General features: G+C 63.1%; 8 protein-coding genes and 1 tRNA gene. 4 read left to right on the top strand and 5 right to left on the bottom strand.

Annotation, left to right across the window (positions count from 1 at the left end; genetic code table 11):
• The first annotated feature begins 139 nt into the window (after positions 1-139).
• Positions 140-334 carry a hypothetical protein gene (locus RZS28_RS07470; protein WP_407340695.1) on the top strand — a complete coding sequence of 65 codons (195 nt, stop codon included), beginning with the start codon at positions 140-142 and terminating at the stop codon, positions 332-334.
• Between the two features lie 391 nt (positions 335-725).
• Here the strand turns inward: RZS28_RS07470 and rimM are convergent, their stop codons facing one another.
• From rimM to RZS28_RS07450, 4 genes are all read right to left on the bottom strand, one after another.
• A complete protein-coding gene (gene rimM / locus RZS28_RS07465) occupies positions 726-1262 on the bottom strand; it encodes a ribosome maturation factor RimM (RefSeq protein WP_407340694.1) in 537 nt (178 codons plus the stop codon).
• Positions 1263-1304: 42 nt separating this feature from the next.
• Positions 1305-2738, bottom strand: a complete 1434-nt coding sequence (locus RZS28_RS07460; RefSeq protein ID WP_407340693.1) for an aspartate aminotransferase family protein — start codon at positions 2736-2738, stop codon at positions 1305-1307.
• Between the two features lie 246 nt (positions 2739-2984).
• A complete protein-coding gene (locus RZS28_RS07455) occupies positions 2985-3980 on the bottom strand; it encodes an aldo/keto reductase (protein WP_407340692.1) in 996 nt (331 codons plus the stop codon).
• Positions 3981-4014: 34 nt separating this feature from the next.
• Positions 4015-4089, bottom strand: a tRNA-Val gene (locus tag RZS28_RS07450).
• Between the two features lie 237 nt (positions 4090-4326).
• Here RZS28_RS07450 and RZS28_RS07445 point away from each other — a divergent pair.
• From RZS28_RS07445 to tssM, 3 genes are all read left to right on the top strand, one after another.
• Complete coding sequence (locus tag RZS28_RS07445) at positions 4327-4452, top strand: hypothetical protein (protein ID WP_407340691.1); 126 nt, start codon at positions 4327-4329, stop codon at positions 4450-4452.
• 43 nt (positions 4453-4495) lie between these two features.
• Positions 4496-5488: a type IVB secretion system protein IcmH/DotU gene (gene icmH, locus RZS28_RS07440; protein WP_407341068.1), complete on the top strand. Its 993-nt coding sequence runs from the start codon at positions 4496-4498 to the stop codon at positions 5486-5488.
• A gap of 111 nt (positions 5489-5599) precedes the next feature.
• Complete coding sequence (gene tssM, locus RZS28_RS07435; RefSeq protein WP_407340690.1) at positions 5600-9019, top strand: type VI secretion system membrane subunit TssM; 3420 nt, start codon at positions 5600-5602, stop codon at positions 9017-9019.
• Between the two features lie 1148 nt (positions 9020-10167).
• Here tssM and RZS28_RS07430 read toward each other — a convergent pair.
• Positions 10168-11694, bottom strand: a complete 1527-nt coding sequence (locus RZS28_RS07430; protein WP_407340689.1) for a malonate--CoA ligase — start codon at positions 11692-11694, stop codon at positions 10168-10170.
• Positions 11695-12435 lie beyond the last annotated feature (741 nt).

The following is a 12435-nucleotide window of genomic DNA, read 5'->3' as shown; positions in this document are numbered from 1 at the left end:
AAACGGCGCTGAGAATATGGATCTCATTTTTGGCTTGGGCGAGCTCCCCCTCGGAGCTGGAGTTTTAGGTTATCGTCCAATTTAGCTTGGTTCAACCTCCTCTACAGCTGAAATATCCGCATCCTCAGAGAACGGCCTCATGCTTGTGGTGATGATGGTGAAGGTAGCGATGGTGGGGGTCATGGCGCCTGTGATGCTCGCGATGGCGCCGATCATGTTCGCCATGCCGGCGGTCGCGATCGCCATCACGACCCATGTGATCGTCCACGTGACCGGAACTCCGGCCAGTCATCATCGAATTCATATTGCCCATCCAATGCGAGTTGCCCATTGAAGATCCACTGCCCATCGAAAATCCATGGCTGGAGCCATGGGCGAAGGCCGGCGAAGCGGAAAGAAGGGCGACGACAAGCCCGAGAGCCTTAATGCGGTTCATTGTAGTTCTCCCAAGAATTTACGGTTGCCGAATCGATGCTGCGCATCGAATCCGATCTGCGGCGATTGCCGCGATGGCTTGTTGTGCGCCGAGGGAGCGTTGAATGTTGTGGGAATTCCCACAGTCTGAACCTGCGCCGCGATAAGGGTGAATAGCGCGTCGCACATCAAATTGTTGGCGGCGGAGCGTTGCTTAAAGTCAGTCGCAGAAGGTCGGTTGTCGGACGCGAAAACGCGTTTAGCGCGCAGCCGCCGAGCGGCGTCAACATGCTTCGACGAGAGGCGTCGAGCTACTTATCCACGGCGTTGTGGGCCTCGCCGTCGATCTCGATCGGCAATGCCACAGTGATCCGGCCTGCGGCCACGTCGATCTGTGGAACAACATCCTTGGTAAAAGGCAAGAGCAGCGTCTCGCCGCCCTCTACGGGGGCTATCTCCAAAATATCGCCGCCGCCAAAGTTGAGAACATTGACGACGCGGCCGATGGCGTCGCCGGCTTCGCTCATTGCCGTCAGGCCGATGAGATCGGCGAGATAGAATTCTTCGTCGGCGGCTTCCGGCAACATGTCGCGCGGGACGAAAAGCTCGATGTTGGTCAGGCTTGCCGCGCTGTTGCGGTCATCGACTCCGGCGACGCGCGCGACAAACAGATCGTCCTTCAGATGGCGCAACGCCTTGATTGTGAATCGCCGCGCGCCGCTTGCGTCAAGTAAAGGTTTGTAGGCGGCGATAGCGCTCGGGTCGTTGGTGAAGGATTTGAGCCGCACTTCGCCCTTGACGCCATGCGGGGCGCCGAAACAGCCGACGAGGATGCGGTCCTTGACCATGGCGCGCCGGCCCCTCAAAGCATGAAGCCGCGTCTCGATCCGCTACCTCGCCGCGCGCGCCTTCAGGGCATGATCGGCCAAGGTCTTGCCGAGCGACCAGACGGCGCCCGGCACGCGATGGCTGTCGGCGATCACGGCGTCGAAAGCGCGCTCGATCCAGTCGCAGTCCGCATCCGTGATGACGAGCGAGGGAAGCAGCTTGACCGTATGATTGGCGTGCCCCGCCACCTGCGCGAGAACCTTGTGGTCCTTGAACAACGGGATCGTGATGAGCTGACAGAATAATCCGGCGCTGACGCTTTCGAGCAGCGTCCATGACGCCTTGAGCTTCAGCGAGCGCGGCGCGCCGAACTCAATGCCGATCATGAGGCCTTTTCCGCGCACGGACTTGACGAGCTCATAGCGCTCCGCCATCGCCTCGAAAGAAGCGAGCAGGCGCGCCCCGGTTTGCGCCGCCTTGCGGATGAGGCCTTCGGATTCGATGACTTCGAGAGTCGCGAGCCCCGCCGCCATGGCGAGATCGTTCTTGGCGAAGGTCGAGCCGTGCACCACGGCGCGGTCCATGCGGCTGAACACTTTTTCGAATATATGCTTGCGGGTCAAAACGGCGCCGACCGGAACATGGCCGCCGGACAAGGTCTTGGCGATCAGGACCATGTCGGGCTCGACGCCCCAATGCTCGATCGCGAGAAACTTTCCGGTGCGGCCGAGCCCTGTCTGAATTTCGTCGGCGACGAACAGGGAGCCGTATTTGCGGCATAGGGCTTGCGCGCCGCGAAGATAAAGGTCGTCCGGCATATTGACGCCCTTGCCCTGGATCGGCTCGACGATGAAGGCCGCGATTTCGCGCGTGGACAGCGCTTTGTCCAAGGCGGCGAGATCGTTGAAAGGGATTTGGACGCAGCCGGGGACGAGCGCGCCGAAACCTTCCCGGAAGATCGGATCGCCGTTCAGCGACAAGGCGCCATAGGACAGGCCGTGAAAGGCATGATCGCAATAGACGATGCCGGAACGCCCGGTGGCGCGGCGGGCGAATTTGATCGCCGCTTCGATCGCTTCCGTGCCGGAATTGGTGAAGAAAACCTTATCGAGATAAGGGACGAAGCCAAGCAGGCGCTCCGCGAGCAGGCCGGCGAGAAGGGAAACGTCCATCTGCACGAGATTAGGCAGATCGCTGGCGAGGACGGAATTCAGCGCGTCCCGGAGCGCCGGATGGTTGCGCCCGATTCCGAAAACGCCCCAGCCGCTGAGAAGGTCGAGATAGCGATCCCCGGCGCGGTCGATGAGATATTGGCCCTTGCCCTGGCGAAAGCCGACGTCGAAGCCGATCGTCTGCAGCACCCGCACCATCATTTCGTTCATGTGCCGCGCGTGCAGGCTGTAGCGCTCTGATTCGCGCTCAGCCAGCAGGGCGGCGATGTCGAAATGCGCGTCGCTTCGCTGGGACAAGATTTCGTCAATCGCCGTATTTGTCATTTTGGACGCCTTGCATGCGCGCCTGCGCCTTCCTTCCAGCCGCAGCGGAGCTGCAATAACTTTAAGCATCTTCCGCTGCGGAAGGAAACCGGCGTCATCGGTGCGGCCGAATCACTGACGATAAATAGCGCCGGAGATTGGCGATTTCGGGAACTGGCGGCGTCGCTGACAGATGCCGGCCCCCGCCACGAATTTGGACCGCATGCTAGCGGCAATGATTTAAACGGCAATTTCAGGATTCGAGCCTCACCTGCGCTCGCTGTCAAGATGCGCCATTTGCGCCTCGCTATAGCGGGCCCCGGCGGCGGCGTCCTTGGGGACGGCCCGCTCCAGAAGGGCAAGATCGTCAGCCGTGAGCGTCGCGGTAAGCGCGCCCAGAGATTCGGCGAGCCTGTCTCGCCGACGCGCGCCGACGAGGGGCGCGATGTCATCGCCGCGCGAAAGCACCCAGGCGATGGCGATCTGAGCGACGGTGACGCCTTTCCCTTCTGCGATCGTTCTGATCGCGTCGACAAGGCCGAGGTTTCGCTCCAGGTTCTGGCCCTGGAACCGCGGACTGGAGGCGCGGAAATCGCCTTCCGAGCCCCGCTCTCGCGACCAATGGCCGCTGATGAGGCCGCGCGACAGCACCCCATAAGCGGTGACGCCAATGCCGAGCGCCCGGCAGGCGGGCAGGACGGAGTCCTCGATCCCACGAGAAATCAGCGAATACTCGATCTGCAGGTCGGCGATGGGATGCACGGCCGCCGCCCTGCGGATCGTCTCCGCTCCGAGCTCGGATAGCCCAATATGGCGGACATAGCCGGCCTTCACCATGTCGCCTATGGCGCCGACCGTGTCCTCGATTGGCGTGGTTGGATCAAGCCGAGACGGGCGGTAGATGTCGACATAGTCCGTTCCGAGGCGTTTCAAACTATAGGCCAGAGCCGTCTTCACGGCCGAAGGCCGCGCGTCGAAGCCGATCCAATTGCCGGCCGGATCGCGCTGGGCTCCGAACTTGACGCTGAGAATCACCTTGTCGCGCGGCCGGCCCCTCAGGGCTTCGGCGATCAGCATCTCGTTATGGCCCATGCCATAAAAGTCGCCGGTGTCGAGCAGGGTCACGCCCGCGTCCAGCGCGGCATGGATCGTGGCTATGCTTTCCGCCCGGTCGGAGGCGCCGTAGAAATCGGACATCCCCATGCAGCCGAGACCGAGGGCGGATACGACGGGGCCGGTCGCGCCAAGCTTACGGTTGATCATGGGCGGACCATGTGAATCAGAGGATACGAATGAATGGTGGGCGCGACAGGGATCGAACCTGTGACCCCTACGATGTCAACGTAGTGCTCTCCCGCTGAGCTACGCGCCCCGAGCCCTCCGCAAGAGGGCTGGTTTTGGTCGCGACAGGGTATATCGGCTCGCCCGCGCAGGCGCAAGCCGCAATGATCGAGCCGAAGGAATCACATTTCGCGAGCCGATCCCGCCGCAGCGACGCCGCCCTGTTCAGCGCGACGCCTTGATGCTTTACTTTGTCGAGCGCTCCGACGAAGCTAGAAATGCGAAATCGAATTGAGCGGCGGCGTTGGCGCGAAACGACAATCCGATCATGAGGGCGGCAGGCCCGCTCCTTCTTCTCCTCGGCGGCCTGCGCGCCGCGCTGCTGCGCGCGCCGGGGGCGGGGCCGGCGCCGCAGATCGCCGCCGCGATCGAGACATCCGCGAACGCGATATGAGCGCCGCCGGAGTCCCCCGGCCGAGGGCAAGGTCGCGAAATATATCCTCTGCGCGACCGCCGACGAGGTTTTAGCGAACCTGCCCGGCGCAGGTCGCGATTCCGCCCCGCAGCCGGGCCTCGTGACCCGATTTTTCGGCGAGGGCAATGGCGGGCGCCGTCTGCTCGACGAGTTCGATCGCCTCAAGGCGCGCCCCAAGGCCCATTCTCAGTTGCTTGAATTATTTCACGCCTGCCTGGCGCTCGGCTTTCAAGACGCGGATCGGGCTTTGCCAGAGGGCGCCACGACGCTGCAGGACATTCGGCGCGGCCTCTATGAATTGTTGCGGAAGGCGACGCCCGCGCCGCCGCGGCATTTGTCGCCGCACTGGGAGGGCCGCTCGCGAGCGGCGCGCAGCGCGGCGCCGTTTTGGGCCGCGGCGAGTCTCATGGCCCTTCTCCTCTTCGGCGTCTTCATCGGTCTGCGCATCGCGCTCGCCCATCGGGCGGAGGCCGCGGCCCAAGCGATGATTTCGCTCAATCCCCTGACGCCCGTCTCGATAAGCCGCAAGGCCGCCGTCGCGCCGCCGCTAGCGCCGTCTCCGACGCCGGCGCAGTCTTCGCAGCTCGAACATGTCCGCACCGTGCTCGAGCCGCAGATCGCTTCAGGGTCGCTCAGCGTGGAGCGGACCGCCAATCAGATCGTCTTCCAAATTCCCGACCAGGTTCTGTTCCAGCCGGGGACGGCGACAATCCGCGACGAGGTCCGCCCGCTCATGATCTATATCGCGCTTGCGCTCGATGACGATAAGGGCGCGATCAAGGTGGCCGGGCACTCGGACGACAGGCCAGGCGCCAACGCCCGCTTCGCCTCGAATTTCGAGCTTTCGCTGGAGCGCGCGAAAACCGTCGGGGCGCTCCTCAAGCAATCCCTATTGAATCCTGAGCGCGTCGAGATCGAGGGCAAAGGCGCCGACGCGCCGATCGCTTCAAACGACACGGCCGAAGGGCGCGACAGGAATCGCAGGATTGAAATCATCATGCCTCGCAGCGAGTGAGCTTTGAGGCTGGCGGCGGCTTGGCGAAAGCGGCTTGGCGAAAAGAGAGGACATGCGACAAGACAACGGCCGCTGGCTGGCGAATAAGCGGCAGGCGAGGAGGTTGGCGGAATGACGAGAAACTTGTGGCTTGGCGTCCTGTTCAACCTCGCCGGCGCGGCTGCAGTGGCGGGCCTCATCTGGTTCGCCGGGCCTTTCATCCGGCTCGGGGAGGCGCATCCGCTGGAGGGGCAGGGTCCGCGCCTCGCGGCGATCCTCGCCCTATTCATTCTTGTCGCGGGCTCCGGCGCCTATCGCCTCAACCGACGGCGAAAACGCGCCGAGCAGATCGCGCGCGGGATGGCCGGCGGCGACAGCGACCCGGCCGCGCTCGCCGCGCGAATGAAAGAGGCGCTGGCCGCGCTCCGAAGCGCCAGGGGCGGTCTGGCGCATTACTTTTATGAGGCCCTGGTACGTTTTGATCGGGCCGCCGGGAGCCGGCAAGACCACGGCCGTCGCCAATTCCGGTCTCTCACGTTTCCGCTCGCGGCCGCCGCCGCGCGCCCGATCGCGGGCGTCGGCGGCGCGCGCAACTGCGACTGGTGGTTCGCTGAAGAGGCGGTCCTGATCGACGCCTCGGGCCGATATGCGGCGGAGGCCAAGACAGACCAGAAAAGCTGGTTCGCCTTTCTCGATCTGCTCCGGCGCAATCGGCCGAGTCAGCCCATCAACGGCGTCCTCGTCGCGATGAGCGTAAAGGATCTGCTGACGCTTTCGCCAGCCGAGGTTGCGGCGCATGCGGCGCTGATCAAGTCCCGGCTCGTCGAGCTCCGCCAGCGCCTCGGCGTCGATTTTCCTGTCTATGTGCTGTTCACAAAGGCCGATCTCATCGGCGGCTTCCGGGAATATTTCGCCAGCCTCGACGACGCGGGGCGGGCGCAAGTCTGGGGCGCCACGTTCAAGACCAGATCGCCGCTCGCGGAAGTCCCTGCGCAGTTCGAAGCGCTCGTCGAGCGGCTGAACAAGGGCGCGCCGGACAGGCTCGCCGAAGAGAAAGATCCGGCGAAACGGGTTCGCCTGTTCGGCTTCCCGGCGCAAATGGAGGCCCTGCGGGGCCAAGTCACGCTTTTCCTGAACGAGATTTTCGATCCGGCGCATTATCAGATCAACGCCCCGTTGCGCGGATTCTATTTCAGCTCCGGAGCGCAGCAGGGCGCGCCGATCGACCAATTGCTTGGGGCCTTCGCCAAGAATTTCGGGGTCGAGCCCGTCGAGCCGCCGGTGCTTTCGGGTCCGGCCAAGAGCTTTTTCCTGACCGACCTCATCAAGAAAGTCGTGGTCGGCGAAGCCGGCTGGGTTTCGACCGGGCGCGGCGGCCGGGTCGCGAGGCTCGCGGGTTTCGTGCTCCTCTTCGTGGTTGCGCCTCTGATCCTCGGCGCCTGGTGGATGAGCTACGCCAAGAATAGCGAGCGGATCGCGCAGAGCGAAGAGGCGGCGGCGAAATATAGCGCGCTCGCGGCGGGTCTCGGGCAGTCGGACGCGGTGTCCGACCGCGATCTCAGCAAGGTTCTGCCGGCGCTCCACGCGCTTCGCTTTCTCCCCGGCGGGTTCGTCGCCGATCGCGCGGCCGCGAATTCAGCCTCCAGCCGGTTCGGGCTGAATCAGGCGGCGCGGTTAAGGTCCGCGGCGGAGACGGCCTATGGCATGGGTCTCGAACGGCTCTTGCGGCCGCGCCTCGTCTTTCGTCTGGAAGAGCAAGTCGCCGCCAGCGCCGATAATCCGACAGCCCTTTTGGAGGCGCTCAAGGTCTATCTGATGCTCGGCGGGCTGCAGACCGCCGATCGGCAATTGCTGATCAATTGGCTGGCGCGCGACTGGTCGGAAAATCTCTATCCCGGCCCGAAGAACGCCGAGGGTCGCAAGGAGCTCGAACAGCATGTCCTCGCCATGCTCGATCTCGAGGCCGCGCGCGGCCCCCTCGTTTTGTTGAATGGCCCGCTTGTCGAAAAGGCTCAAGCCGCGCTCGCCCGCGTTAAGGTGGCCGAGCGCGCTTATCAACTCTTGGCGGCGGGCGCAAAGGCCACCCCGCACGACGATTGGATCGCGAGCAAATCCGGCGGTGCCGGCGCTCGCCTGGTCTTCGACGATTCCATCGCCGCGATTCACGCGCCTTACTTCCTCACCAGGTCCGGGTTTGAACAGGCGTTCATGGACAGGCTTCCGGCCGTCGTAGAAGAAATGGAGCGCGATCGCTGGGTTCTTGGCGCCGCCGGCGAGCAGCCGGCAATCGCCGCCCAATATGACCGGCTGCAGCAGGACCTCGTCGACAATTACGTCAAGGCTTTCGTGGACTCCTGGCGGGGCGCGATCGACAAATTGAAGATCCGCCGCCTGACTGCCGAGCGCGGGACCTATCCGCTGCTGACGGCCGCGGCTTCGGCCACCTCACCCATCGTCGCGATTCTCGAATCGATCCGCGACCAGACATTCATGCCGGAGGCCGAGCAGAAACCCGAGGGCGCCGAAGCCTCGGAGTCCGCGCCTGAAAACGCTCCGATCGTCGGAGCCGCAGGCGAGACCCCGGCGCAGATGATTGAGGCGGCGCTGCGGCCCTATCATCAACTGGTCGAAGGCGAGCCTGGGCGCCGGCCCATCGACAGCCTGATTTCGCAGCTGAGCGACGTCCGCGCCAACCTGATCCAGCTCGCTAAGGGCGGCGCGCCGGCCGACGAGCTTTCCGACAAAACCGCAAGCGCGGCCGCCAAGCTCAAGGCCGACGCTTCAACGCTGCCGCCGCCCTTCGCGCATATGTTCATCGAAATAGCGGATGACGTGACCGGCGAGATCGGCGATCTGGCCGTCGCGCGGATCGTCGCGGCCCTGCGCGGCGCGATCGGCTCGGCTTGCCTGGATCGGATCGCGACAAAATTTCCTTTCGCCCGCGCCGCCGCGCGCGATGTCGCCCTCGATGATTTCGCCCATGTGTTCGGGCCGAAAGGCCTGATCGATCAATTCACGGCGCAGCACATCCTTCCCGCCGCCGATACCTCCGGGCCGGAATGGAAATGGCGCGAGGGCAGCCCGCTTGCAAAGCGGCTCGGCCCTTCGGCGCTCGCCGATTTCCAGCGCGCGGCCGAAATCCGCGACGCTTTCTTCACCGCGGCCGATCCCGCCGCGCCAGGATTTGCTTTCTCCGTGACGCCGCCTCCGATCCCGGCCGCCAGACTGGATATTGCCGGAACGATCATCGCCGGCCGGGGCCGCAAGACCGCGGCCGCGACGGCGCGCTGGCCGGGGCCGGCGGACGATCGCCGCGTGACGCTCACGCTTCAAGCGGGCCGCCGGGCGGCCGAACTGGAGCGGACGGGCCCTTGGGCGATCTATCGGCTCATCGACGCCGGCCACGCCAATGGCGAGGGAACCGAGGCGACATTTTCGCTCGGCGGCCGCGACCTGCAATATCGCTTCGATGCGAGCCCCGCGACGCCAGGCGCAGCGCTGAATCCGCTCAATCTGACGCAGCTTAGAAAATTCCGCTGCCCGCATGGCTGACGGATCATGCTCCCGGCTCACTTCGCCGCTGCACAGCGCGATTGTTCAAAGCTCGGACTGTCGATCAGACTCACTTCGGCAGAGTGCGAGACCGAGTGCGATTGAATCTGGGTTTGCGCCGAAATCTTTGATTGTGCAGCTCGCACGACCCGGCAAAAGCGCCGGTTCGTTTGCTTCAGTCTGAAAAATCGGGAAATGGGGTGAATTAAGCCACCCCTGACTCCAATACGCTGCCGAAACATGGTAATTCCTGATTCGGACTAGTGATTGGCTTGCTCCGCCTCGGCGCTCCTTTGTCGGCTCTGTTTGCCGCCACGGAGCGCAGGGAGCGCTCCGAGGTCGCGGGGATTGTCCCCGCTTTAGGAGAAGAGCCATGAAAGCATTAACTTGTCCCATTAACCAGCCGGTCTACGTCCGCGATTATAAGCGGTTCAGATTCGGTCGATGGGAGTTTGTTCGGGAACATTGCCGGGGCCTGCCCCGGCGATAGCCAGAACAGGCCCCTAACTTTAGTCGAGCGGGTCCCCAGCCTTACCAGTAGTGGTACCCTTCGCCAGCCGCCGTTCTTGTAACGGCGGCTGTTTTATTTCCGCCTTCGGCGGAGTCCGAACCAGGCGATCAACAATCTTCCGGAAAACCTATTCAGTTTCCCTTGGCGATCTCTAGTCCTCAACAGGCTCGATCATCTGGCGTGTTCCTCGACGGGGGCCATTCGTCACACCGCGTGCGTTGTCCACCGTCTCGGCTATGGTACTTCCGATCCCGTTACGGGATCGGAAGTCGTGTCGTCGGCACATTTTGTCGCCTTACTAAACTGTCCGCACGGACTCTTTTCCGCCCCAGAGTCAATCTGATTTTCTTTCAACATGCAAATTCACTTCACATTGTGTGCTGACTTTCAACAGAAAATGCAAGACACAATTGGATCTACAAATGCAGAAAATGACGGCATAGCTAATACTACATTGATTTAAATGGTTTTTTTCTAAACTTCGTGGCTGCCTATGAGCCCACTCTAATACCGCCTATTTGGGTAGGTAGGTTATCCGTTAATTGTGGATAACCCAATTTATCACCCCTGGACGGATTCGGTCTACGGTAGCGCTCATGCTCGTTTTGTTATCGGAGCAACTTCCCGTTCCCCGGCCTCACTTCGCCTCAACGAACAAATCCTTATGCGCCTCGCGCAATACATTCTTCTGCACCTTGCCCATGGCGTTGCGCGGCAGGTCCTCGACGAAGATCACCCGTTTCGGGACTTTGAACTTGGCGAGGCGGCCCTCGAGCGCACTCCGCACGCCGGCCTCATCCAAGCTTGCGCTTGCCGCGCGAACGACGATCGCGCCGATCGCCTCGCCGAAATCCGCATGCGGCAGGCCGACGACGGCGCTTTCGACCACGCCCGGCAGGGCGTCGATCTCCGATTCAACTTCTTTCGGATAGACGTTCTCGCCGCCGGTGATGATCAGATCCTTGGCGCGGCCGATGATATGGACATAGCCCTGGCCATCGATCTTGCCGAGATCGCCGGTGATGAAAAATCCGTCGCCGCGAAATTCCGCCGCGGTTTTCTCAGGGTTACGCCAATAGCCCTTGAACACATTCGGCCCCTTGACCTCGATGACGCCGATTTTCTCCCGCTCCAGAACCGCCCCGCTGTCCGGATCGGCGATCCTGAGAGCGACGCCCGGCAAGGGAAAGCCGACGGTTCCGGCGATTCGCTCGCCGTCATAGGGGTTGGACGTGCTCATATTGGTTTCAGTCATGCCATAGCGTTCGAGAATGGCGTGTCCTGTCCGCGCGCGCCATTCGCGGTGTGTATCGGCGAGAAGAGGCGCCGAGCCGGAGACGAAGAGGCGCATATGGGCCGTGGCCTCGCGCGTCAGTCCGTCATGGCGCAAGAGCCGCGTATAGAAGGTCGGGACGCCCATCATGGCCGTCGCGCGGGGCATTTGGCGCAGGCATTCATCCGCGTCGAATCTGGGCAGGAAGATGAGCTTCCCTGCGGCGAACAAGAGCGTGTTCACCGCAACGAAAAGCCCATGCGTGTGATAGATCGGCAGCGCGTGCAATAGGAGGTCGGACGAGGTGAAGCGCCAGGCTTCGGCCAGCGTCTCGGCGTTCGAGGCGAGATTGGCGTGGGTGAGCATCGCGCCCTTGGAGCGGCCGGTGGTCCCGGAGGTGTAGAGGATCGCGGCGAGATCGTCGGGGCCGCGCGGCGCATCGGCGAAATCCGCGGGTTGCGCCGCGCTGGCGTCGGCGAGCGACCCGCCGCCGTCCGCGCCAAGCGTTTCGAGCGACCGCACGCCGGCCTGCGCCGCGACCGGCGCGAGGGCTTCGCGGCGCGCCGGATCGCAAACGACGACCTTGGGCTCCGCGTCGCCGAGAAAATAGGCGAGTTCGGCGCTGGTATAGGCCGTGTTGAGCGGCAGGAAGATCGCGCCGGCCCGAATTGCGCCGAGATAGAGCATCAGCGCCTCGGGCGATTTCTCAACCTGCGCCGCGATTCGGTCGCCGGGCTCGACGCCAAGTCCGACAAGCGCCGATGCAACGCGCGCGGAAAGCGACATAAGGTCAGCAAAGGTCAATTCTGGGCGGCCGGGCGATTCCAGGAATATTCGGTCGTCGGGCGGCCCGATCCGGTCCCGGATGTTCTGAAACAGGTGATTCGCCATCGATGGACTCTCTCCGCGACGCCGAGATGGGCATATCGCTCTTATATCAAAGCGCGGAGCGCTTTCCGCGAAAGGTGCTCGGCCTGGTTCTTGCTTGCCCCTTCGCAGCGGTTTCCGGGCCGCGGCGCAACGACCATATCGGCGGCGCGCCGCGGTCCTGACGACCGATACGCTATAGCTTCAGGCGTGAAGTAGTTTTGATCGGTTATAAACTAGAAAGCCGCCACGTTGCTTCTTTCGAGCGTTTTTAAACTGCGTCGCCGCGCTTGCGCCGTAGTGGATCATGAGCTAAATATTATCCGGTTACCGCGTCACTTAGCTTTGTCTTTGGTGCCTCAATGATCGTATGCTCCTGCAACGTTCTCACGGACGCACACATAAGGGCGACCCTCGGCGGGGCGGCCTGCCCGCGGACGCCGGGCGCGGTCTATAAGTGTCTGGGGTGCAGCCCGAGTTGCGGGCGCTGCGTCGCAACCGTCAAGACAATCATCAACGAGGCTTTAGCGCAGGTTCCATCCGGCGAAAACTGCTGCGCGGCGGCCTGCGACGGGAACGAGGGCTCCCCCTGACTCCTTAATCATAGCGCCGCCGCCGCATTAGAACCTGGTCCAGGCCTCGGAGGGCCGGGCGGCGGCTTAAGCTTAAGCGTGTCGTGCGACACATTTCTGTCGCACCGCTTCTTTCCAGACCCTCATGCTTGACTATATAGACCGGGAGTCCTGGCACATGAATCGGGAGCCG

Source organism: Methylocapsa polymorpha (assembly GCF_045689225.1).
Taxonomy (GTDB): Bacteria; Pseudomonadota; Alphaproteobacteria; order Rhizobiales; family Beijerinckiaceae; genus Methylocapsa; species Methylocapsa polymorpha.
Note: the sequence above shows the minus strand (reverse complement) of the source record. Positions and strands in the feature narration are given on the sequence as shown.

Coding starts and splice junctions, on each gene's coding strand:
- RZS28_RS07470 (WP_407340695.1), top strand. CDS start 140: ATGCTTGTGGTGATGATGGTGAAGGTAGCGATGGTGGGGGTCATGGCG.
- rimM (WP_407340694.1), bottom strand. CDS start 1,262: ATGGTCAAGGACCGCATCCTCGTCGGCTGTTTCGGCGCCCCGCATGGC.
- RZS28_RS07460 (WP_407340693.1), bottom strand. CDS start 2,738: ATGACAAATACGGCGATTGACGAAATCTTGTCCCAGCGAAGCGACGCG.
- RZS28_RS07455 (WP_407340692.1), bottom strand. CDS start 3,980: ATGATCAACCGTAAGCTTGGCGCGACCGGCCCCGTCGTATCCGCCCTC.
- RZS28_RS07445 (WP_407340691.1), top strand. CDS start 4,327: ATGAGGGCGGCAGGCCCGCTCCTTCTTCTCCTCGGCGGCCTGCGCGCC.
- tssM (WP_407340690.1), top strand. CDS start 5,600: ATGACGAGAAACTTGTGGCTTGGCGTCCTGTTCAACCTCGCCGGCGCG.
- RZS28_RS07430 (WP_407340689.1), bottom strand. CDS start 11,694: ATGGCGAATCACCTGTTTCAGAACATCCGGGACCGGATCGGGCCGCCC.